Source organism: Streptomyces sp. NL15-2K, assembly GCF_030551255.1.
Classification (GTDB): Bacteria; Actinomycetota; Actinomycetes; order Streptomycetales; family Streptomycetaceae; genus Streptomyces.
In genome coordinates this window covers 11,607,703-11,629,242 of the sequence record NZ_CP130630.1, presented here as the reverse complement: position 1 = coordinate 11,629,242, position 21,540 = coordinate 11,607,703, and the positions used below count along the sequence as shown (strand labels likewise).

At 67.9% G+C, this 21,540-nt stretch carries 19 protein-coding genes and 1 pseudogene; 10 read left to right on the top strand and 10 right to left on the bottom strand.

Translation table 11 applies throughout. From position 1 onward, the window contains the following. Positions 1–14: 14 nt before the first annotated feature. Together Q4V64_RS50830 and Q4V64_RS50825 are read left to right on the top strand one after the other, a co-directional pair. Positions 15–770, top strand: coding sequence for an alpha/beta hydrolase (locus tag Q4V64_RS50830; RefSeq protein WP_253267527.1), 756 nt, complete (start codon positions 15–17; stop codon positions 768–770). 67 nt (positions 771–837) lie between these two features. Beyond that, a complete protein-coding gene (locus Q4V64_RS50825) occupies positions 838–1,059 on the top strand; it encodes an acetyl-coenzyme A synthetase N-terminal domain-containing protein (RefSeq protein ID WP_348540833.1) in 222 nt (73 codons plus the stop codon). Positions 1,060–1,298: 239 nt separating this feature from the next. Here Q4V64_RS50825 and Q4V64_RS50820 read toward each other — a convergent pair whose 3' ends face one another. Next, positions 1,299–2,426, bottom strand: a complete 1,128-nt coding sequence (locus Q4V64_RS50820; protein WP_303715043.1) for a HAMP domain-containing sensor histidine kinase — start codon at positions 2,424–2,426, stop codon at positions 1,299–1,301. Between the two features lie 22 nt (positions 2,427–2,448). Next, the gene (locus Q4V64_RS50815) at positions 2,449–3,153 is read right to left on the bottom strand and encodes a response regulator transcription factor (protein WP_124445732.1); all 705 of its coding nucleotides are present in this window, start codon (positions 3,151–3,153) and stop codon (positions 2,449–2,451) included. Between the two features lie 264 nt (positions 3,154–3,417). Between Q4V64_RS50815 and Q4V64_RS50810 the strand changes: the two genes are divergently transcribed. Together Q4V64_RS50810 and Q4V64_RS50805 are read left to right on the top strand one after the other, a co-directional pair. Beyond that, on the top strand, positions 3,418–3,660 hold the full coding sequence (locus Q4V64_RS50810) for a hypothetical protein (protein WP_216377755.1): 243 nt from the start codon (positions 3,418–3,420) through the stop codon (positions 3,658–3,660). A gap of 287 nt (positions 3,661–3,947) precedes the next feature. Continuing rightward, positions 3,948–5,156 carry an IS701 family transposase gene (locus tag Q4V64_RS50805; protein ID WP_172629642.1) on the top strand — a complete coding sequence of 403 codons (1,209 nt, stop codon included), beginning with the start codon at positions 3,948–3,950 and terminating at the stop codon, positions 5,154–5,156. 448 nt (positions 5,157–5,604) lie between these two features. On the opposite strand, the gene Q4V64_RS50800 is transcribed toward Q4V64_RS50805, so the two are convergent. Next, positions 5,605–6,693, bottom strand: a complete 1,089-nt coding sequence (locus Q4V64_RS50800) for an amidohydrolase family protein (RefSeq protein ID WP_172628939.1) — start codon at positions 6,691–6,693, stop codon at positions 5,605–5,607. A 1,042-nt stretch (positions 6,694–7,735) separates the two neighbouring features. Continuing rightward, positions 7,736–8,329 (bottom strand): TetR/AcrR family transcriptional regulator, encoded by a 594-nt coding sequence (locus tag Q4V64_RS50795; RefSeq protein WP_124436781.1) that lies wholly within the window; start codon positions 8,327–8,329, stop codon positions 7,736–7,738. On the opposite strand from Q4V64_RS50795, the gene Q4V64_RS50790 reads away from it, so the two are divergent. Then, positions 8,323–9,117 carry an alpha/beta hydrolase gene (locus Q4V64_RS50790; protein WP_124436782.1) on the top strand — a complete coding sequence of 265 codons (795 nt, stop codon included), beginning with the start codon at positions 8,323–8,325 and terminating at the stop codon, positions 9,115–9,117. The two genes, Q4V64_RS50795 and Q4V64_RS50790, sit on opposite strands and share 7 nt — an antisense overlap. Before the next feature lie 472 nt (positions 9,118–9,589). Here Q4V64_RS50790 and Q4V64_RS50785 read toward each other — a convergent pair whose 3' ends face one another. After that, positions 9,590–9,781 carry a hypothetical protein gene (locus Q4V64_RS50785; protein ID WP_216377509.1) on the bottom strand — a complete coding sequence of 64 codons (192 nt, stop codon included), beginning with the start codon at positions 9,779–9,781 and terminating at the stop codon, positions 9,590–9,592. Positions 9,782–10,745: 964 nt separating this feature from the next. Here Q4V64_RS50785 and Q4V64_RS50780 point away from each other — a divergent pair. Both Q4V64_RS50780 and Q4V64_RS50775 read left to right on the top strand, forming a co-directional pair. After that, positions 10,746–12,368 (top strand): MFS transporter, encoded by a 1,623-nt coding sequence (locus tag Q4V64_RS50780; RefSeq protein WP_303715037.1) that lies wholly within the window; start codon positions 10,746–10,748, stop codon positions 12,366–12,368. Positions 12,369–12,670: 302 nt separating this feature from the next. Then, the gene (locus tag Q4V64_RS50775; RefSeq protein ID WP_124436783.1) at positions 12,671–12,904 is read left to right on the top strand and encodes a helix-turn-helix domain-containing protein; all 234 of its coding nucleotides are present in this window, start codon (positions 12,671–12,673) and stop codon (positions 12,902–12,904) included. A gap of 51 nt (positions 12,905–12,955) precedes the next feature. On the opposite strand, the gene Q4V64_RS50770 is transcribed toward Q4V64_RS50775, so the two are convergent. Then, positions 12,956–13,171, bottom strand: coding sequence for a hypothetical protein (locus Q4V64_RS50770; RefSeq protein ID WP_124436784.1), 216 nt, complete (start codon positions 13,169–13,171; stop codon positions 12,956–12,958). Between the two features lie 416 nt (positions 13,172–13,587). On the opposite strand from Q4V64_RS50770, the gene Q4V64_RS50765 reads away from it, so the two are divergent. Continuing rightward, complete coding sequence (locus Q4V64_RS50765) at positions 13,588–14,214, top strand: class I SAM-dependent methyltransferase (RefSeq protein WP_124436785.1); 627 nt, start codon at positions 13,588–13,590, stop codon at positions 14,212–14,214. A gap of 175 nt (positions 14,215–14,389) precedes the next feature. Here the strand turns inward: Q4V64_RS50765 and Q4V64_RS50760 are convergent. After that, positions 14,390–15,062, bottom strand: a pseudogene (locus Q4V64_RS50760) (3'-5' exonuclease); the annotation flags it as partial. Positions 15,063–15,087: 25 nt separating this feature from the next. Here Q4V64_RS50760 and Q4V64_RS55870 point away from each other — a divergent pair. Beyond that, a complete protein-coding gene (locus tag Q4V64_RS55870) occupies positions 15,088–15,345 on the top strand; it encodes a hypothetical protein (protein ID WP_253266630.1) in 258 nt (85 codons plus the stop codon). Positions 15,346–16,553: 1,208 nt separating this feature from the next. Here the strand turns inward: Q4V64_RS55870 and Q4V64_RS50750 are convergent. Further along, the gene (locus tag Q4V64_RS50750; RefSeq protein ID WP_253266631.1) at positions 16,554–17,453 is read right to left on the bottom strand and encodes a nuclear transport factor 2 family protein; all 900 of its coding nucleotides are present in this window, start codon (positions 17,451–17,453) and stop codon (positions 16,554–16,556) included. Between the two features lie 208 nt (positions 17,454–17,661). Between Q4V64_RS50750 and Q4V64_RS50745 the strand changes: the two genes are divergently transcribed. Beyond that, on the top strand, positions 17,662–18,621 hold the full coding sequence (locus tag Q4V64_RS50745) for a helix-turn-helix domain-containing protein (protein ID WP_124436787.1): 960 nt from the start codon (positions 17,662–17,664) through the stop codon (positions 18,619–18,621). Between the two features lie 662 nt (positions 18,622–19,283). On the opposite strand, the gene Q4V64_RS50740 is transcribed toward Q4V64_RS50745, so the two are convergent. Beyond that, the gene (locus Q4V64_RS50740; protein WP_124436788.1) at positions 19,284–19,586 is read right to left on the bottom strand and encodes a hypothetical protein; all 303 of its coding nucleotides are present in this window, start codon (positions 19,584–19,586) and stop codon (positions 19,284–19,286) included. A 1,193-nt stretch (positions 19,587–20,779) separates the two neighbouring features. Further along, positions 20,780–21,388 carry a TetR/AcrR family transcriptional regulator gene (locus Q4V64_RS50735; protein WP_124436789.1) on the bottom strand — a complete coding sequence of 203 codons (609 nt, stop codon included), beginning with the start codon at positions 21,386–21,388 and terminating at the stop codon, positions 20,780–20,782. Positions 21,389–21,540 lie beyond the last annotated feature (152 nt).

Sequence of the window (21,540 nt, the reverse complement as noted above, 5' to 3'; positions counted from 1 at the left end):
GTCACTACGCCGAGGTGGACGCGGGCGGCGTCCCCGCCCTGTGGGCCATCCCCAAGGACGCCGACACCGACCGGGCGCTGCTCCACTTCCACTTCGGCGGATCCGTCACCGCATCGATGCACTCCGACCGCAAGGCCGCCGGCCACATCGCGAAGGCGGCAGGAGCCCGCTCCCTCGTCGTGGACTTCCGCCTGGCGCCCGAACACCCCTACCCCGCGCAGCTCGACGACGCCGAGACCGCCTACCGCTGGCTGCTCTCGCAGGGCTACCAGCCTCAGAACATCGGCAGCACCGGCCACTCGATCGGCGGAACCCTCGCGGTGATGCTCCCGCTGCGTCTGCTCGCCAAGGGTGAGGCCACCCCCGGCGCGATAGTCAGCGTCTCGCCGTGGACCGACCTCACCATGCAGAACGCGTCGGTGGACGCGAACGAAGACAACGACAAGATGCTCAGCAGGAACACCCTCGAGCTCTTCCGCGGAGCCTGGCTGCAGGACCCCGGAGTGGACTTCGCCGACCCGCAGATCAGCCTCGTGAACGCCGATCTGACCGGCCTGCCGCCCACGACCGTCCACTACGGCGAGTGCGAGACCCTCGCCGACGACGGCGCCCAGCTCGGCCGCCGACTCGCGGACTTCAAGGTCACCTCCGAGGTCCACCCGATGCCCGAGGGGCAGCACTCGTTCGTCCTGGGCGCGGGGCGCGTACCCGAGGTGGACCAGGCAATCCAGCAGATGGGCCGGTGGCTCCGTAAGCACCTTGGCGCGTGAGCAGCAGCTGCACACCGTTCCGCACGCAGCCGCACCACCGTCCCTCGATGCCACGAAGGAGTGCGCGATGGGAACGTACGAAGATGTCTTCCGCGCCAGTACCGAGGACCCGGAGAGCTTCTGGCTGAGGGCGGCAGAGGCCATCGACTGGGACGTCACTCCGCAACACGCCCTGGACTCCTCGGGCGCGCCCTTCTACCGCTGGTTTCCCGACGGACGGCTCAACGTCGCGCCAGCTATGAAGCCTGGTCACACAAAAGTTGTGACCAGGATCGCCGCTTGGCACTAGGCAATCTTCGTGACCTGCACTGATGTCAACTAGGTTCAGCGACTGTCGATACGCGCAGGTCACGAGGGGGGTCACCGCAGGTGTTTCGGCCAGGGCAGCCCCCGACCTGACTCATGGTGCAGCTCTGGCCGCGGCATGGAGCCAGCGCACGGCGGATCCGTACGAGCTCTGGGCGGCGAACCGGACGCCGGGCCGCGGGACGGCGGGGTGGGGGACGGCGGGGTGGGGGGCCGATGGAGTCAGCGGGAGACAGGAGGCGTGTCGCCCCCTGGGGCGGGTTCCTGCGGTAGGCGCAAGCTGAAGGTTGCTCCCTTGCCCAGCCCGGCGGATTCCGCGGTGATGTCTCCGCCGTGAGCTCGGGCGATGCCCCAGGCGATGGTCAGGCCGATGCCGCTGCCGCCGGCAGCGGGTCGGCCGGGATGCTCGAGGTGTTCGAAGCGGTGGAAGATGCGCTCCAGGTTGTGTGCGGCGATGCCGATGCCGTCGTCCATGACGCGGACCGCGACGTGGTGCACAGGAGTTGGTTCGGTGTGCACGGACAGCGCCACATGACCGTGCGGATCGCATGCGGTCAGTGCGTTGCCGAGCAGGTTCACCAGGACCTGGGTGATCCGGTCCGGGTCGCAGAAGGCGACGACGGGTGTGTCCGCGTGCACGACAAGGGTCACCATCTGGTCGTCGTACTGGGGGCGCAGCCGCTCGGCGGTGGCCCGTGCCACCGTGGCCACGTCGGTGGGCTTGTGGTGGAGATCGAAGGCGCCCTCCTCCGACCGGGACAGGCTGGAGAGGTCGCCCGCCAGGCGCTGCAGCCGGTGAAGGTCGTCGGCGAGCGAGGCGAACATCGCGTCGTCGGGGACGAAGATGCCGTCGGCCATGCCCTCGATCTGGCCGCGCAGGATGGTGATGGGGGTCCGCATTTCGTGGGCGACCTCGGAGATCAGCCGGGCGCGGCGGCGTTCGGTGTCGGCGAGGGTTGCCGCCAGCCTGTTCACGTCCTCGACCAGCGCCGCCAGTCCCGGCTCGCTGGGGAGGTCGAGGATGTCGTCGTAGTGCCCCTCGGCAAGCCGGCGCGTGGCGGCGCGCACCCGGTCGAGCGGACGCAGCAGAAACCGGGACAGGGCGACGGACGCCGGGAAAGCCGCGGCTGCTCCGAACAAGAGGCCGACCTGCAGGACCAAGTCGCCCTCGATGTCGTCAAGCCCGAGCCACACCTCGATCAGCGCGCTGATCGCCGCCATGGCCAGCAGGGCCAGGAGGAGCACCATGACGTGAGAGAGCACCAGCCGGTTGCGGAGCGACAGACGCTCCTGGAGCCGGCGCAGCCGCGCAGGACAACTGGGGAGGGCCGGAAAGCGGGAGGGACGCATGGGCGGGTGTCCTTCCTGGCCGCTAGGCGGGACGCCCGATGAACCGGTAGCCGATGGTGCGGACGGTGCCCACGAACCGGGGCGCGCTCGCGTCGTCGCCCAACGCACGCCGCAGAGTGCGGATGTGTACGTCCACGACGCGCTCGTCGCCGAAGAAGTCCTCGCCCCACACCTGGGCCAGCAGTCCGCGCCGGGTGAAGACCCGCCCAGGGGCCCGGGCCATCGCAAGCAGCAAGTCGAAGTCGAGGGCGGACAGCTCCACCGTCCGGTCGGCGGCGACGAGGACGGTCCGCGTCCCGGGATCGACAGTCAGTCCGTCGAAGCGCAGCACCCCGTCCTCGTGGGCCGCCTCGGACCGGTTGTCGGTGCGCCGCAGGATGGCGCGCACGCGCAGTGCCAGTTCGCGGGGGCTGAACGGCTTGGTGACGTAGTCGTCACTGCCGGTGGTGAAGCCGATCAGCCGGTCGACCTCCTCGTCCCGGGCGGTGAGCATGATCACCGGGAGCTGGCTCGCCTCCCGGATGCGGCGCAGGACCTGGAATCCGTCCAGCCCGGGGAGCATCACGTCCAGCACCACGAGGTCCGGCCGGTCGCAGGTGACCGCCTGCAGGGCGGACGGTCCGTCCGCGGCTTCGATGACGTGGAACCCGTCCGCCTCCAGGTAGCCGCGCACGGTCATGCGGATCTTGGGTTCGTCATCGACGACCAGAACGCGCTGCGTACTCATCGTGCTCGCTTTCCATCGCCGAGGTGGGGAGGGGGAAGAGGGAGCGCCGTCATGGCCGCGGAGTGACCGGCGGCATGGAGGTAGAGGGCCTCGACTGCGGCCAGCGTACGGTGGATGTCGTGGCCGGCGACGATCTCCGGTCGGCCTCGCCCATCCGGCGCCGGGCCGCGGGGTCGTCGAGCAGCTCCATGAGGCGGTCGGCGAGGGCGCGCACGCGCCTGGAGCCCGTCCGCCAAGCCGGCTGCCGACCTCTGCGCCTTGTGATTGGGGGTCTTCGCCCAGCACCGGCATCCGCCGCTCGTGCTGGACGGTGGCCGGCTGCCGACCACGGACGACATCGTGACCTCTGCCGACCGGCTACGCGCGGTCCTCGACGACCTGGCGGGGCGCGCACAACAAGCAGGCGTACCGCGTGCCGACTTCACCTCCGCCGACATCCCGTTACCGCACGGATCCCCGTCACCGGTGAACGTGCCGCCGCGCTCCACCTGCGGCACCTCGACCTAGTGCCCCGGCAGGCAACGTTTGCCCGTTGAGGAGCGGCGTCCGGTGCGTGCTCTCGGCGTGCTGGCCGGAAGCCCTCGTACTGGACGTACTTGGGCTTTCGGCCGGTGCGGCGAGAGTGCGTGCCGGGCGTCGTGACGGGGCGAACGTTGCCTGTCGGGGCACTAGTAGTGCTTGGTCAGGTTCATTCGCCGGTGGCGTGTCCGCTTGATCGGTTGGGTCGTTGAGCGGGTGTGCTGGGTGGGGAGTTGGCCGCGGTCCGGTGTGATCTGGAGGACTTCGCGGCGGAGATGTTCGAGCCGTTCGCGCGGGCGGATCAGCGCCGGTGGGGCGAGGTCTATCTGCGGGGGCTGCTGCTGGACGGGCGGCGCAAGTCGGTGGAACCGATGGCCGCCCGGCTGGGTGAGGACGGCAACCGGCAGGCTCTGGCCCACTTCATCACCACCAGCCCGTGGGAGGCGGCGCATGTGCGGGCCCGCCTCGCCTGGCGGATGCAGCAGGTGATCAAGCCGACCGCCCTGATCGTCGATGACACCGGCTTCCTCAAGGACGGGGACGCCTCGGCGTGCGTGGCCCGGCAGTACACCGGAACCGCGGGCAAGGTCACCAACTGCCAGGCCGGGGTGTCGTTGCATCTGGCCTCCGACGCAGCGTCGGCGGCCGTCGACTGGCGCTTGTTCCTGCCCGAGAGCTGGGACCCCGCCTCGCCGAAGGCCGATCCGGCCAAGGTGGCCCGCCGCACGAAGTGCGGCATCCCCGAAGAGGTCGGTCATGTCGAGAAGTGGCAGCTGGCCCTGGACATGATCGACGAGACGAGGTCGTGGGGCATCGAGGTCCCCCTCGTCGTCGCCGACGGAGGCTACGGCGATGCCGCGGTCTTCCGCCTCGGCCTGGAGGAACGCGGCCTTGACTACGTGGTGGGCATCTCCACCACGACCACTGCCCAGCCGGAAGAAGCCAGGCTCCACATCCCGCCCTACGGCGGTCGCGGGCCTCGGCCGCAGCCCGTTTACCCCGAGCCGGCCCAGGCCGTGAAGAAGCTGGTCATCGAGGCCGGCAAGCGGGCCGCGAAGCCGGTGCAGTGGCGGGAAGGCTCCCGCCCGGGCAGCGGCCGCAGCGGCCTGAAGCGGATGTACTCGCGGTTCGTGGCCCTGCGGATCAGGCCCGCCGGACGCGAGATCCGCAAGAACACCGACGGACCCGAACTGCCCGTGCGCTGGCTGCTGGCCGAATGGCCCGCCACCGAGCCCGAACCCGTCCAGTTCTGGCTGTCCAACCTGCCCGCCGAGACCCCGCTGGCCACCCTCGTGCGCACCGCGAAGCTGCGCTGGCGCATCGAGCACGACTACCGCGAGATGAAGCAGGTCCTGGGCCTGGCCCACTTCGAGGGCCGCACCTGGAGAGGCTGGCACCACCACGTCACCCTCGTCTCCGCAGCCCACGCCTTCTGCACCCTCCAGCGCATCACCCGGTCCCCAAAAGAGACGGCGTCGGCCTGAGCCTCTACAAGGTCGCCCGCGAACTGCAGCTACTCCTCGCGGTCTGGACCGGCGCCTGCCCCACCTGTCACCGCGACATACCCACAGCGATACCGACCTGACCAAGCCCTACTAGTCGTCGCCTAAGGCGTTCACGACTTCCACGCCGGTGCCGTCAGCCCGATGCACGGCCTGGTATGCGCAAGAAGGTCGACCTCGCCCGGCACCGCCCGCAGGAGCCGGGCTTGGATTGCCGCGGTGGTCTCGCTGCGGCAGGAGCGACGACCCGCCACGTGCGAAGCGGACCTGCACAGCCCGGCACCCATCCTGCGGGCCGCGTTCGCCCGGCCAGGCGGCGTCGATTTCCGTCGGTGGCCCCTCCGTCGGCAGGCGCTGACCTTTGCACAGAGCGCCGTCCATCGCCCCGCCGGCGGGGCAGCAGGCGGCGGGCTCGGCGTGCGGTCGCGGCTCAGCGCGAGCCGGAGCGGCGTATACGCGCCCGCAGTTTCGGGAACTGCTCGAGGGCGTTGGTCCGCTCGAGAGCGATCCGCTGGCGTCGGCTGTAGATCTCGTCGACGGTCGGTTCGGGGTCGCCTGCCTTGAGAAGCGGCAGGCTGCCCTTGAGGAAGGGCATCGTCTCGACGTTGTCGGCCGCGTAGAGGTGGCGGGTCGCCGGCCAGTCACTGCCGAACATGATGTGGTCGGCGGGCACCAGCGTCGACAGCGGCTGCAACTGCGCGGCGGTGAACGCCTGTGCGTCGTCGAAGTACATCCGCGAGAGGTACGTGAGGGGGCCTTCCGGCAGCACCTCATTGAACGGCGGGAAGGCCGAGTGCCGGGTCGCGAGCCGGTAGGCCAGGAACGGCAGTGCCCCGCCGCAGTGCGTGAAGTGCCAGCGGATGTTCGGGGAGTCCCGCAGAACACCGTTGTAGATCAGGCTCGTCATCGCACGGGTCGCGTCGAAGGTGTACTCGAAGACGTTGTTCCCGGCCGGGATGTCCGGACCGAAGCAGAGCTTCGGAGCCGGGTTCACCTCCGGACCCGTCGGGTGGACGTAGACGTAGGCACCGCGGTCATTGAGGATCTCGTACAGAGGCGCGAATGAAGGATCCCCCAGGTAGGTGCCCTTGTAATTGGTGAGCAGACAGATGCCGTCGAGATCCAAGTCGCCGAGCGCGCGGTCCACCTCGGCCACCGAGCCCTCGATGTCGGGCATCGGGGTGACCGCGAAGATCCCGAACCGGTCACCACGGGTCTGCACGAGGTCGCGGGCGTAGTCGTTGACCGCGCGGGCGGTGGCGCGCCGGTCGTCGACCGGGCCGACGGTGACCTGGAGGTCGCCGAACGACAGGACGCTCGCCTGGATCCGGTACTGGTCCATGAAGGCCAGGTGCCGATCGACCGACCACGGACCGTACGCCCCGGTAATGGCGCCGAGCAGGCCATAGCGCTTCAGGTAGTCGTTGTACACGTCGGGGCTGTAGTGCGCGTGGGTATCGATACGCCAGTTGCCCTTCGGCAGCCCCGGACCGGACGTTGCCGCCTCCGGACTAGCCATGGCAGCCGGCACCGTGGCCGCCGCCGCCGTGGCAAGCGCCGCGGCCGATGCCCCTTCGATCATCCTTCGACGCGAGATGTTCCGTCGCAGGTTCATTTCCAGTTTTCCTCTTCATTCTGTGTGCGAGTCAGGTCGTATGCGCGTGCGTCACGGCGCCGTCGCCAGGCCGGGCAGGGCCTGCGCAGGACGGCGATGGTCCCCGCCGTAATGGAGACCGCCGCCTCCACGCGCGGGCGTGCGCGCGGTGCAGGCCGATCGGGGAGCGCAAGCGGGTAAGTCGCTCCTCTGCCGGGCCAGTCGCCGTCAGCAGATCGATCCGGCGCTCATACGTGGGAACCCCATGACGCGGACATTGCCGCGCCGGCCGACAGTCGGCTCCGCACAGGTGAGCAAGGTGGCGGTTCCTGCATGCAGCGCGTCATCGCCGACCCCTGCCCAACGGAGTCCACTCGCCTGGCCGACCCCAGACGAAGGAACGCGCCGATCACAACGGCACCGGACAGCGCGGTGTCAACCGCCGTAGTCAGGTGCCGCACAGCAGGGTGATCAACGCTGTCCACCGGCGGGACGAGGAGTACGTGCATGACCGCCAGACAACAGCCGCCTCATAAAGCACGTACCACTGAGCACATGAAGCTTCCATGAAGCCAATCGCCGGGCTGGCGCCCACTTCCTGCAGCGGTCCCCTGCTTCTTCCAGATCAGGTGCCGCCTCCGGCCGCCATCCTGAGGAAACCGATGCGGAAGGTCAGGCGCTGTCACCCGACCGGTACGACGAACCGGGACTCTTACTCAGACGGTCCGTCAGGGATAAGTGGTCAGCTCTCGGGTGCTTCCGCCCTGATCGCATGCCGATGAAGCGGCGGTCCGACGATGGGGGCGCGGGCCTCTGGATGGCAGCCATGCAGGGCGTGCGGTAGCGCTCGGCAGCGGGGCTGCGGGGCTGACTCGGCGGGGGTGGCGATGACGGTTGACACGAGTCCGGTTTCGCTGCCTGAACGCGGTTGTTCCAGTTGGCCTCTGTCAAGAGGTCTCGGCGACTACTACTGGGAGTCCTGCAGTGCGCCGACACGCTCCAGCATGGTGAGCCACTGGGCCACGACGGCGTCGATGAAGGCGTCGGTGACCTGGCCGCGGTCGAGGAAGAGCCGGGCGAGGACGGGCCCGTACAGCAGGGTGAACTCGTCGTCGCTGATCTGGACGCCCGAAGGCTCCAGCAGCCTGTTGAAGCCGGCGTAGCGGTCTTCGCCGATGCGGACGAGTGCCTGGGCGCTGTCGGGGTCGTGGTCAGCCTGAGCGGTGACGGCCAGAGCCGCGGTTCGCACGGCCGGCACGCTGACGCCGGCGCGCAGGCTCTTCAGCCAGGCGGTGGCCACGGCGCCCACGTCGCTGCCCGGTTCCGGGTAGGTGCCGAGGTCGGGACCTTCGAGGACGAGGTCGAAGAGCAGTGCGGCTCGGGTGGGCCAGTGCCGGTAGAGGGTCTGGCGGGTGACGTCCGCCCGCTCGGCCAGCAGGGCATAGGTCAGCCCGGCCGGTCCGACCTGAGGCAGCAGTTCTCGCGCGACGGCCAGCACGCGGTTGCGGGTGCGCTGCACGCGCGGGTTGCCCGGGGTCGGCCAGGCGGATGACCATGTCACCTCGCAACCTGCCCGAACCCACGTTCTCCCGCACGCGCCTCGGTTCCGGCCCCGGCCTGCTCCTCGCCCACGGCGCCGGAAGCAGCCTGGCAGGCACTTACGGCCCCGTCCTGGAAGCACTCGCCGCCCGCCACACCGTCGTCGGCATCGACTACCCCGGCAGCGGCGACACCCCCCGCTCCACCGCCCCGCTGTCCGTCGACGACCTCGCCGACCAGCTCATCGCCGCCGCCGACGCAGAGGGCCTCGACCGCTTCGCCGTGTCCGGCTTCTCCCTCGGCGGCCCGGTCGCCATCCGAGTCGCCGCCCGCCATCCCGAGCGCGTCACCGCACTCGTCCTGACCGCCGCCTTCCCGCACCGCGACAACCGGCTCGCTCTCGCCTCCTCGGTCTGGAGCAAGATCGCCGCGTCCTGCGACCGCGAACTGCTCGCCGAATTCCTGCTCATGATGGCCCTCGGCACCCAGGCGCTGGAGTCCATGCCTGCCGAGCAACTGCGGCAGACCCTCGGCTACACCGCCGCCACCGCGGCCGACGGCAGCTCCGAGCAGACCGACCTCGTCGGCCATGTCGACGTCCGGGACGACCTCGCCGGCATCAAGATCCCCACTTTGGTCATCTCGACCACCGACGACCGGCTCACCTCCACCGCCCTGCACCGCCACCTCGCCGAGACCATCCCCGACGCCCAACTCGTAGAAATCGCCACCGGCCACCTGCCGATGCTGGAGCGGACCGACGAGTGGCTGCAGCTCATCACCGACTTCCTCGGCAAGCGCAACGTCTGAAAGCGCACCACGGATGGGGTCACGCAGTGAACGGCGGCGCACCTGTACCAGAAGTTCGCTGTCGAGGGCGTCTGCGGAGGGGAATGATGATCGCTCCCCGATTCCGGGCTGCGGTTCGCCACGCACGACGTGTGGCGACGTGCAGTCCCTGGGCTGGCGGACGACTCGCGCCGATGACGCAGATCCGTTCCCTTTGACCGACCGGCCGGTGCTCGAAGTGCTCGGCCTGGTCCGCGCAGAGGCAACGCAGCGGCAGGACGTACGCGAGGACGCATGAGGCTGGTCACCAGGAGAGGGGCACTCACTTCGCGTTGCTGGTCCGACGGTCGGGGACGGGTCGGCGGTGATGGCGGTACCTGGAGCTGTTCCCCAGGTACCGCCAAAGGGCCGGCAAAGCAGCTTTGACTCCCTCAGGGGAAGCGGCGGCATCACCGCAACGTCGTCGGCCCGCCCTCTGCGCCGGCGAACGCCGTCACACCCCCTCGACGGAGTCTGACTTGCCATGGACGACATCCCGCAGACGCTTCTTGCCGATCTTCGTCAGCGGAAGTTCGTCCATGACCAGTAGGTCTTCGGGGAGTTTGTAGCGGGCCACCTGCATCGCGGTGAGGGCGGCGCGGACCAATACGAGGATCAGGTCGGTGCCCGGTTCGACGACCACCACCACGCACACCCGCGCCCCAGGTCCGGGGCGGGCTTCGCGACGGCGGCGACGCGGGCGACACCGGGCAGGCGGTAGATGAGGTTCTCGACCTTCTCGGCGGAGATCTTCTCGCCACCCCGATTGATGAGGTCCTTGTCGCGTCCCTCGATGACGAGGTTGCCCGAGGAATGCGCGCGGACGATGTCGCCGGTGCGGTACCAGCCGTCCGGTCGGCCAGATCACGGAGGCGTCCGTCAGCGACCGCCTGCGAGCGGGCGTTCGGCATCATCCGTCAACTGCTGTTCGAGCTACTGCTTCGCCGGAGCTGTTCTACGAGCTGGTGCCGGCGCATTTCGTGGGGATCGACGCCAGGCGCGAGCGGCCGCGGCTGGCTGGCGGTACAGCGTGGTGGCTGGCTGGCGGCCGCACGTCTACGGCGCTCTGGACCAGTTGTCGGCCCAGGGCGGCCGACGCAGGATCCGCTCGGACTGCAGGAGGACTTGGTGGCCGCTGCGGCCGCCAGACCGGTGGCGTTCGGGCCCCTGGTGGAAGCGCACGGCGCTGCCGGCGGTCGCGCGTGCGACCCGCGGGACCGCCGCAGCGTCTACTTCCAGGACCCGATCACCCATTCCTGGCACCCCTTGCCCTGGACCGGGATGCCGCCTGTTGGACAGATGCGGCCTTCGGAGACGCCCGGGTTCGTGACCTGCTGAAGAAGGCTGACGCCTGCCAGTGTTCCGACAGTCTTGGGCGGGCAGGAGCTGCGGTTTGGCGTGGGCACCGAGCTGGGGTCGCAGGACGCGGTGCGACAGCTCACTGGAGGGCATGAAATCCGCCCAGTCGCAACCCTCCGGAAGTCATGAAATCCTTCAACTCACAAATCCATCAGAGGGCACAAAATTGTTCAGTCCGCAAATCCGGCAGAGGGCATATAGCCCCTTCGGCCGCAACAGTATTGACAAGAAACTCTAAGCTTGACGGCGCCGTGGAGTTTGCTTATGGTCCAGTCGTTCAGGTTCCCGCCGATCGATATCCGAAGGTGTTCATGACCGCGCCTCCAACGTTGCCGAAGTTCAGGCAGCAGTTGATTCTTGTCGTTCTTATGTTGTGTTCGCTGCTGATTTGGCTGGACAATACTGTCCTGAGTACTACGCTGGAGACCCTTGCAGACCCGGTCCGTGGACTGGGGGCCAATCCCGGTCAGCTGCAATGGGCGACCGGTTCGTACACTCTGACCTTCGCCACATTGATGTTCACTGCAGGCGCATTGAGCGATCGGTTCGGTCACCGGACTGTGTTTTCCAGTGGGTTGGTGATCTTCGCCGGGTCCTCGCTGTGGGCGGCGTGCGCAAGCGATGCGGGCCAGCTGATTGCAGCTCGAGCTGCGATGGGGGTGGGCAGCGCGCTGATCACGCCTGCCATGTTGGCCATCCTTATGTGGAGCTTTACTGGCCCTGCGCGGGCTGCCGCGATCGGCGTTTTCTCGACGTCGGCCGGTGTCGGAATGGCCGTCGGCCCGGTGCTGGCGGGGTTCTTGCTCGATCATTTCTGGTGGGGCTCGGTCTTTCTGATCAATGTCCCGGTCGCGGTATTGGCGTTGGTCGGGCTCGCCGTGCTGGTTCCGAATTTCCGTAGCCCCACTCTGCGGCCACTGGACCCCGCTGGAATGTTGCTGTCGATCAGTGGGCTCGTGGCGTTGGCCTACGGGCTGATCCGGGCGGGGCAAGTGGCTGTGTGGAGTCGTACCGACGTCTGGGCGCCGATCGTTTTCGGTCTGGTTCTGCTGGCCGTTTTCGTACTCGTCGAACTGCGTGTCAAGGTGCCCAGCTTTGATCCGCGCCTGCTCGCGCAACGCACATTCGGTGGCGGCAATGTGGCGCTCGGATTGCTGCTCTTTGCTGTGGCCGCCATCACTTTCTATAACGCGTTCTACCTGCAAGGCGCGCTCGGATTTTCGCCGATGAAGGCGGGTTTGGCCAATATCCCGACCGCATTCGGCGCGCTCGCGGGGGCACCCCTTGCCTCGCGCCTGGTTCGCCGCCTGTCGCTACGCCTTGTCACCGTGCCGGCGCTAACCGTGGCTGCGCTGACCATGGGCGGGTACGGGTTCCTCGGACTCCAAACTCCACTCGTCTTGATCGAGATCCTGTTGTTGATACAGGGTCTCTCGATCGGCATGGTGATCGGCCCCGTTACGGCCGCATTGATCAGCAACCTGCCGTTGGAACAGGCCGGTGCCGGATCGGCCGTCACCAACACCGTGCGACAAACCGGCAGTGTGATCGGAATCGCAGTAGGCGGCACGATCATGTCGATCACGTACCGACGTGCGATCGAACCTTCGCTGGAGGGTGCACCCGGTCCGGTGCAGGATCAGGCGCGAGTTTCCGCCGAACAGGCCCGCCACATCGCCACCGCTATCCACCGGCCCACTCTTGCTCAGGCTGCTGATAATGCGTTTATCCATGCTATGCACGTCGGCGCGGGCTGGATCGCGGTCATCGCACTCCTCGGAGCAGCTGTGCTGCTGATTACCTTGCCTGCTGCCGGAAAGAAGCACGGTCCGATACCGGAGCCGGACTACGAAGAGGCCCGCAGCTCCGTCTGAGAGTGTGATGGCAGAACCCAGGCTCAGGCCCGCCGCAGGGCAGCATCGAATACCAGCTTCCGCAGCTCAGCGGGCACATTGGGCGCATCTCGCCAAGCGTCTGCGATCGCGAGAAGCGCCTCCCACGCGAACTCGGCAGCGACGCCGGGCTGACCAGTGTCGATTTCGGCGAACAGCCGCTTGTAGAGGACGTTGGTGACGTCATACAGGGCGCCCGAGGCTGTGACAACTAACGTCTGTGGTCACAACACGTGTGACCGGGATGGCCGATTGGCACTAGGCAACATTCGTGACCTGCGCTGATGTCAACTAGGTTCAGCGACATCGAGGAGTCCGACCTCCCGCCGTCCCTGCTCTCCCAGGCTCAACATCCCTTGTCCGCCTGGGAGTCCACGGAACGCGACCTGATCGTCCGGTCCCTCCTCGACCACGGCGGAGACAAGGCGAAGGCGGCAAAGGCGCTGGGTATCTCCCGGGCGACGATCTACCGCAAGATCACGGCGTACGGGATCCGGCTGGGGCCGGAGAAGGGGTGACGGCGGGAGGTGACGTGGCGCCGACAGCGTCCGGTTCGGCGGGTGAGGTAGTCAGCGTCGTGTGCCCTTCCTCGCTCTTCCGGTCCGGGCGTTCCACAGCCATAGGCCGCACGCCTCCCAGCAGCCGAGTACGGCACCCGTGAGGGCGACCCCGGGTCCGGACTGGGCACCCGCCACCGTCGCCACTACACCGCACACCGCCGGCAGGACCCCGAACCCGCCCAGGGCCAGCAGCCGTTCTCGGTGCCCCCACGGCTGTTTGGCCATGTCCCCTCCATGCGTCACGCTCCGCCTTGGCACGTCGTCCTGAGCATGCCGGAGGCGTCGAAGGGGGGAGTCTCACTGTGAGACGCTCCAGCTCGTGAGAACAGCTCCGTGCCGCTCGGCGATGGCCGCATGTGCGCGTGCGGCGGCCAGGGACTTCGCCAGGCATCAGACCGAGGCGGACGGCGAAACTCGGCCCGCGTCGACGAACGCACGGTCATCCGGGTTATGGGTTACGGGACGACATCGAATTCGCCGCGTCCGCAGACGTACTGGCCTGATCCGGTCCGGCGACTGCTCGCTGAAACGAGCCGCGCCCGCGTACCTTCGTAGCAGGCTCCGAGGTCTTTACTTACGATCAAGCGCGATGGCAGCGTATTGGCCTCTGCTACCGAGGCTGACCGGAAGGCACGCATAACATGAGCAGGCAACGCGACCGCTGGGCGGAACTGACAGGCGGACAAGCCGGAGAGAAGTACGCCCAGCGTTTCGCGCGGCTCGCCGAAACGGGCCATGACATCCACGGCGAGGCCGCCTTCTGCGCCGCACTGCTGAAGCCCGCCGCCCGGATCCTCGACGCCGGCTGCGGCACCGGCCGGGTCGCGATCCGGCTCGCTGAGCTGGGCTACCACTGCACCGGCGTGGACACCGACCTTTCCATGCTCGCTGTCGCCCGCGGTGACGCCCCCGCGCTGGAATGGCTCCACGGCGACCTGGCGCACCTGGATGACCTCGGCCTGAAACCGGACTTCGACCTGGTGGTTGCCGCCGGGAACGTCATCCCCCTGCTGGCCTCCGGCACCGAATCAGCCGTCGTACGGCAACTGGCTGCCGTCCTGCGCCCCGGCGGACTGCTGGTCACGGGCATGGGGCTGGACGCGGCACACCTGCCGCTGCCGGAGCCTCCCGTGACTCTGACGGAGTTCGATCACTGGTGCGCCCAGGCCGGACTGATCCTGCGCCAGCGCTACGCCACCTGGGGCGGCGAGCCCTACTGTCAAGGCGGCGGCTATGCCGTCAGCGTGCACTTCCGCCCCACCACCTGAATCCGCGCCCTACGTGAAGTCCGTCCTCCGGATGCCGAAGGCCAACATGCGGGCCGTAACGCAGCCCGAAGGCTTCGGACCGGGACAATAAGGAGCGCTGAGCGGTACTCATCCAGCGCCGCGACAGCCACACCGCCAGCGATAACGAAGAACCTCTTGGCAGTCCTTGGGCTCGTCACTCGGGCTCCGAGGCGGCTGGAAGATCATCGATCCAGGCAAGACCACCGAGATCAAGTCGACTGCGGGCGCGTGTCACGACAACGTAGGCGAGGCGGGCTTCCGTTTCGCTCACGGGCTCCGGGATCGGGCGACCACAGTCGTCGTGTCGGTCGCTGTCCGGGGGCCGGGGGCCGGGGGGAGCCATCAGCGATCTTGACTGCGGGCCATTCCCGGCCTTTGGCTTTGTGAGCCGTGGAGACCGTGACGTCGGCCTTGTCCTCGCCGGTCAGTGCGTGGACCGCGGTGATGATGGCCTCGGGCCCGTGCTGGTCGACGAGTTCGACGAAATACTGCAGATCACAGCCTGCGGGATCGTGATCCGCGTACTCCTGCAGCTCTCCCCAGGAGGCGAAGAGAACGAGCTCGGGGTGGGCGGTGCGGCGGCCCTCTTTGAGGTCCCGTGCCGCCAGCGCCAGCGCGACGCGGTGGCCTGAGTCCAGCAGCCTCATGACTTCGGTCATGGCGCCGAAGTTGGTGCGGCACAGCACGGCGTCCGGGGAGGTAACGGGGCCGACCTTCGTGGGGATCGCCTCGGTGCCGGTCAGCCGGATGGGCGCGTCGGTGAACGCGAGCCACCGGTTGGCTTGTTCAGCGAGGAGAGGCCCGAAGCGGAAGGACCGGGTCAGGGACCTCGGAGAAGACCGAGACGGCGGCGTGGACGCGTGGCACCAGGCCCTCGACAAGGTCGCCGCCTTGAATCCACAGTTCGTGGTGGCCAGTCACAGGGACACGCAACGCGGAAATCCCGCATCGGACATTGAAGAAACGCGAGGCTATCTCGACGTCGCCGCTGTCGTCCTCAAGCAGGCCACGAACCCCGCGGAATACTTCAACGCGCTGAAGGAGCGCTATCCCGAGCGTGTGAACCCGTGGGCAATCTGGCTCAGCGCCCTTCAACTGTTCGACAACTGACAGCCAACGCCGACCTGTGCACGGCAGGGAAGGCGGCAGGCGGCAGGCGGCAGGCTGCGTCTTCCCTGCTCACGGCACGGCAGTGAAACGCGGCAACTGGCGGGGCTTTACCAGCAGATGTCGGAGTTACCAGGCGCTGCGGAGGCGCAGATCGGCCGGAGATCCCCTCGTGTCTCTGGTCCGGGCATCAGTACGGCGAATGTGAGGCCCGTTCCGACGTCATCCGATCAGGCTCAGGATTCGAGGAACGAAAGCGCCCTTGCGACGAAGTCCTCGTGGTACTGGAAGATTCACCGGTCGGCGAATTACCGACAGATCTGACGGTGCCTGGCGGCCCCATCGTTTGACGGCCTTCAGCTGGGCACGTAGCGAGGGCAGTGAGATGTTCTTGTCCCGGTTGTCCGTGCGCTCCTTCAGCCCGCGAGCACCTTTTGCTGCGGAACGACCCGGTCGACCGCCCCGTTAGCGAGAGCCTCCGCAAGCGTGAACGGCTTGCCCTCGAGGATCGCGGCCAAGGACCGGTGGGTGCCGACAAGGCGAGTTCAGCCGCTGAGTGCCGCCCCCACCCGGGATGATTCCGAGGAGGATTTCCGGTGGGTCCTGCGCAGCACGGACCCGATGACAGGGGCGCGGTCCAGGTACTTCGCTGCGCTACGGCGGCGGTGGCACCGCGCAGGCCGACCGAGGGGCTCGCGGCGGACTCCTCCTGCAGCCACCGGACCGCGGCATGGCTGACGAACCGCTCGGGATGCGCCCCGGTGAAGACGACGGCACGGATATCCGGATCGCGGTCGGCCCGGGCCACCAGCTTGTCCAGCTGATGGGGCGATGTCGAGGCCGAACACCTGGTGCCGGCCGCCGTCGACCCGGACGATCAGGACGGCCCCGCGATCTTCGATCTCCAGAGTCTTTGTGCGGCATGAATTCTGCTCCCGTGCTGCGTTCTGCTGAGTTCATGGGGGTGGAAAATGCGTGAGGCGCAGCCGCGGATGCGTGTCGCAGCGACGGATTCGGGTACGCCCCGAGGGGCTGTGTCCGCACCGGCGGCAGGAGACTGGAACAGCGCGTGACGACGTGTCCGAGGACGAGGACGGACGCGTGTATCCGAGACGGCAGGTCAGGTGCGATGTACTGAGGAACTGAAGGTGAAGGTCAGTTGCAGGCGCTGACCAGGGGTCGTAGCGCAACCGCTACGACCCCTGAAGCCGTCAGAACATCGTGTTGTCGTTGGCGGCGGACTCCGGCACGTCCTGCACGGCGTCCCAGTGCTCGACGATCTTTCCGTCCCTGACCCGGAAGAGGTCGATGACCGCCCGGCCGCGCTCGCCCGGGGTCTCGACGTAGTGGCTGTGGACGGCCACCAGGTCGCCCTCGGCGATGATCCGCTTCGGGGTGACCCTCAACTGCGGGAACTGTGCGAAGTAGGCGCCCAGCCCGGCCTTAACACCTGCCACGCCGTCGGGGATGTTCGGGTTGTGCTGGTCATACTCGGGGCCCACGTACGATTCGACGGCGGACAGGTCCTTGTTCATCAGGAGCCGGTCGACGAATGAGGTGACCAGCCTCTTGTTGTACGCGGTGAGCCACGCGCGACCCGGCGCCTCGGTCCGCGGCCGACTGACCGTGGAGAACATGTCGTTGCCGTTGGCCGTGGTCGCCGGCACCGCCTGCAGCACGTCCCAGTGCTCGGCGATCTTCCCGCCCTGGAAACGGAAGATGTCGAACGCGGCCACCCCGCGGGTGCCAGGGGTCAGGACGATGTTCGAGTGCACGAGCACCAGGTCGCCCTCCGAGATGACCCGCTTGATGTCGTACCTCAGGTCCGGGTACTGCTGCCGCTGGAAGGCACCGAAATACTTGAGGGCCTCGGCGCCGTCGGGGGCCAGCGGGTTGTGCTGGATGTAGTCCGGCCGTACGAAACGGTCGACGACGGATGTGTCGCCCCGCTCGAAGACACCCTTGAGAAGCTGGACGGCGACCGCCTTCTGGTAGCCGAGCCGGGCGCTATCGCCGTATCCGGCGCTGGAAATTTCCGCGGCTCGATCGCGGCCGGGAGCTTCGCGATGTGCGGCGGAAGCGTCGGCGTTCGGCGGGCACGGCAGCGGCACCGGTGAGGGCGACAACCATGAGTGCGGCGGCGAGGGTACGGCGGCGGGCGAATGCGGTGGTGTTCACGGGGCTCTCTTCTCCGGACTCGGGGGATTCGTAGATGAGTTGATCGGTGGGCCGCCTGGTGGCGGTGTTCGTCATGTGCCGAGCCTGGCCGCCGCCGCACGCTACAATGGCACGAATGCCAACTTTCGACGGGATCACGCCATGGCGCACCTTCACCGAGTCGTAGTTCTGGCCATCGACGGGGTGTACCCCTTCGAACTGGGCATCCCCAGCCGGGTCTTCGGAGCCACAGACGGCCGCTACGAGGTCCTCACGTGCACCGTCGACGGCCGCCCGGTCCGCACCAACTCCGACTTCTCGATCACCGTCGAGCATGGCCCGGATGTACTGCACACCGCCGACACCGTCGTCATCCCACCTTTCACCTCCACATCAGTGACCCGCGAAGTGTCGGAAGCCGTGACGCAGGCGCTCGTGTCCCCGGCTCCGGGCCGTCGCCTCGTATCGATCTGCACCGGCGCCTTCGTCCTCGCCGCAGCCGGTCTCCTCGACGGCCGGCCGGCCACCACCCACTGGGTGGTCGCGGACCTCTTCCGCTCATGGTTCCCCCAGGTCGCACTCGATCCGGACGCCCTGTTCATCGACGACGGGGACATCCTGACCGCAGCAGGCGCCGCCTCCGGGCTCGATGTCTGCCTGCACCTCATCCGCAAGGACCATGGCAGCGAAGTCGCCAATCAGGTGGCCCGCATGTGCATCGTCCCTCCATGGCGCGACGGAGGTCAGGCGCAGTACATCCAGCACCCGGCACCCCCAACCACGGCCAGCGGAACGGCCGCCGCCCGCCAGTGGGCCCTGGAGAACCTCCACGAGCCGATGGTCCTGGCGGACCTCGCCGAGCACTCCCACATGAGCCTGCGCACCTTCGCCCGCCGCTTCACCGAAGAGGTGGGCATGAGCCCGGGACGCTGGCTGATCCAGCAGCGCGTCGACCGGGCACGGCACCTCCTGGAAACCACCGACCTGCCGGTGGACGAGATCGCCGGCCAAGTCGGCTTCGCCGGAGGCACGTCGCTGCGCGAACACCTGCACGCCGCCATCGGCGTCTCACCACTCGCCTACCGGCGCACCTTCCGAGGCGCCCTGACCTCCACGCACTGAGCACCACTACGCCTGCCGTTCCGCGAGCGCGCCGGTGAACCGGCGCACCGCTTGAACCGACACCGCACTCATGCCTGGCCAGAGCCCGCTGCCGCGAGGCCTCAAAGGCGACAGCCCCGCTACCCGGCCACTTCTGGTTGATGGCCTGAGTCCGCCGGCGGCAACGATGCGCCTCCAGAGATGAGGGCCTGCTCGCCGTCAACTGACCACCACTTAATATTACATACGTAATATCATCGGCCTTCCCCCCTACGCTGATCAAACCCACTGCCGACTGCATCCATGACGCAATGTAGGCACCCCGAAGCCCTGCCGACGAGGCGAACGTCGGACACCACACCCAGCGCCGCCTCACTCGCCCTCACCGCCGAAGGCATCCCGTCGATGCCGATGCTCGGTGCCCCACGCCAGTGCCATCGACGCGAGGGCAGCGGCGCGGCAGGACGCCGAGGACCACTCAACCGTCGTCAGGCCCCGGAGCGGTGACCGCGCCGGTCGTCGACCCGTCGCTCTCACCCGTCCGCACGAGGCGCCCGCCTTCCGCAAGCCAAAAGACGGCCGACTGATGCGCACCCCAACAGATCCTTTGCTGCTGGTGGGGACGACGGAGGAGCAGTGCCGCCTGGGACGTGGAGCGGGTCGCCGAGAGCGGCGGCCTCCGGTTAGCGGCGGGCCATGCGGCCCATGAACCGGACGATCAGGCGGCGCGGCAGGATCTTGCCGGCGAGGGCGATCGGGCGGCCGTTGGTGATCACCGACGGGGGCGCGGAGCGGCGGTCGAGCGTGTCCAGGGCCATCTTGACGACATGCTCGGGGGTGACTCGCTTCGCGCCGTAGTCGGCCGTCTCGCTGCCGGCGGCGTCGTAGAACTCGGTCTTCGTGGCGCCGGGGCACACGGCGAGGACGCGTAGGCCGGTGCCACGGTTTTCTACCGTGCCGGCGGCCATCACCACGCCAGACAGCACGTGCCCTCACGTCAGTGCCATTTCGGGATTGAGCATGTCCCCGCTCTCTTGCCGGAAGCCTGGATCGGCACGCACTTCGGCGATCTGACGTCCCTCTGGGACCCCGGGGATGTCTGGAAGCCACGCCATCTCCGCCGAGTAGCTTCCCTCAAGCTCGTCGAAATGGCCGGCGGCGGAACCTGGCCACAATGCGCCGAGATCCTGAAAATACCGTGGATCACCGCCCAACGTAGCCTGATTATCCTCAAGCGAAGTCTGCTGTCAGTGGCCTATGGTCCCAGTTCGACACGGCGATCGAGACCGTCGCGCAGGAATTGGATACGGACGCACTGCCCGTCGATTTCGCTGCGCGTCGACAAACGCTGAGTACCTGGCAGATCCCTCACGAGGACCTTGCTGCACTCAGGGTAGGCATGGTCCGTCTTGCCAACGTGGAGTCGCCCTTGACCCGGGCAGCGGTAACCGCGCTCGTGTGGGCTCGCGTCACCCAAGGCGACCATCTGCACAGCCCACCGGTCGCAGCACTCCGCGAAACACAGCAAAGCACCAAGGCCCTGGTCGCCGCCATCGGACAGTTGCAGACCCCCAGCAACCGCAAAGGCGCCAGGCTTCGCTTCCTCCAACACATCAACGAATACGCCGATGGCCTCGCTCAGGCGCTTACTGACCTTGACGTTAGAGCGTCTGGTCTTCGCCGGACCCGGTGACAGGCCCGTCTTGGCTGTAAGCCCGGAGGTATGCGATATCCGGATAGGGGCGGGCTGGCCGCCGAGGGGCGCAAGCGCCGCGAAGAGGTACGCATGCGGGCCGCTGACCTCTTCGAGGAGGACGTAAATTCGTGCATGGGGGGAAGTTGGAGGCGCTGTGCACGTCGGGGGCGATGTGTTTGCGGGTCCGGCATCGCGGGAGCACCTGCGGGCGATGGTGCGCGGTCTGCTGAGCGAGGTGCCGATCGACCGCGAGCTCTACCTCTGCAAGGGCGGGCCAGCACCGCCGTCGAATACAGGCGCGCTGCGCCGAGCAGGGCACCCACGCGCCCGGTTCCCCCACGGCTCGTCTTCGCCGAGGCCAACGATCACGCCACGGTGCTCGGCGCCGCTGGACGCGTCCTCTCACAACCTCAGGCTCATTGCTTGACCCGAACGAGGCCGACCCCCAGGGCCGCCCGGAGCAGACCGGGACGACAGTCCGCGTCACGTGGCGCGGGTCAGCAGCGGCATGGCAACGTCGTCGACCAGATACTCGACGAACTCCGCATCCAGAGGCTGGCCGAGCAAGGCGTGGCGCATGAACAGGGCAGGTGCACAGAGCTCATCGATGAATCGCACGTCCTGGTCCAGGGCGAGTTCTCCACGCCGTTCTGCCCGCTCGCAGACAGCCCGGACGGGCGGTACAGCGGGGATCAACAAGGGGCGCAGCAGCGCCGCGAGCTCCGCATCATTGCGCATGGTGACAAAAAGACCGCTGATCACAGCGCCTGGCTCGCCACTCATCCACTCGGCGAGCAACTGGAGGTATGCCAGAAGATCGCCGCGCAGCGTGCCGGTGTCCGGCACCCGCAGGTCTTCGGCCGGACGGAAGCTGATGGCCGTGGTCACCAGTTCCGCCTTGGTGGGCCAGTGCCGGTACAGCGTGGCCTTGCTCGTCCTGGCGCGGGTCGCCACGGCCTCGTGGTGCAATCCCTGGTAACCGGACTCAGCGAGTATCTCGTAGACGGCTCGTAGGATGGTCCGCTCACGGCTTGCCGAGAGCCTCTTGGCAGGCCGGGCGACCGCCGTGGTCGATGCCGCCGGCTCGGACATGGCACCCCCTCGCTCTACAAGGTGGAGAATCTCGGCGCGCGCCCGAACGCTCACAACAAAGTCGTAGCCTTGGGCGGCTCCTTGATCCTTTATAGGATACGTGGCATTCAACGCAGCCACCGAACGGTTCCGTGGCGGACAACGGGGCCGGA

Coding starts and splice junctions, on each gene's coding strand:
- Q4V64_RS50825 (WP_348540833.1), top strand. CDS start 838: ATGGGAACGTACGAAGATGTCTTCCGCGCCAGTACCGAGGACCCGGAG.
- Q4V64_RS50820 (WP_303715043.1), bottom strand. CDS start 2,426: ATGCGTCCCTCCCGCTTTCCGGCCCTCCCCAGTTGTCCTGCGCGGCTG.
- Q4V64_RS50815 (WP_124445732.1), bottom strand. CDS start 3,153: ATGAGTACGCAGCGCGTTCTGGTCGTCGATGACGAACCCAAGATCCGC.
- Q4V64_RS50805 (WP_172629642.1), top strand. CDS start 3,948: ATGTTCGAGCCGTTCGCGCGGGCGGATCAGCGCCGGTGGGGCGAGGTC.
- Q4V64_RS50800 (WP_172628939.1), bottom strand. CDS start 6,693: ATGGCTAGTCCGGAGGCGGCAACGTCCGGTCCGGGGCTGCCGAAGGGC.
- Q4V64_RS50790 (WP_124436782.1), top strand. CDS start 8,323: ATGTCACCTCGCAACCTGCCCGAACCCACGTTCTCCCGCACGCGCCTC.
- Q4V64_RS50775 (WP_124436783.1), top strand. CDS start 12,671: ATGTCAACTAGGTTCAGCGACATCGAGGAGTCCGACCTCCCGCCGTCC.
- Q4V64_RS50770 (WP_124436784.1), bottom strand. CDS start 13,171: ATGGCCAAACAGCCGTGGGGGCACCGAGAACGGCTGCTGGCCCTGGGC.
- Q4V64_RS50765 (WP_124436785.1), top strand. CDS start 13,588: ATGAGCAGGCAACGCGACCGCTGGGCGGAACTGACAGGCGGACAAGCC.
- Q4V64_RS50745 (WP_124436787.1), top strand. CDS start 17,662: ATGGCGCACCTTCACCGAGTCGTAGTTCTGGCCATCGACGGGGTGTAC.
- Q4V64_RS50735 (WP_124436789.1), bottom strand. CDS start 21,388: ATGTCCGAGCCGGCGGCATCGACCACGGCGGTCGCCCGGCCTGCCAAG.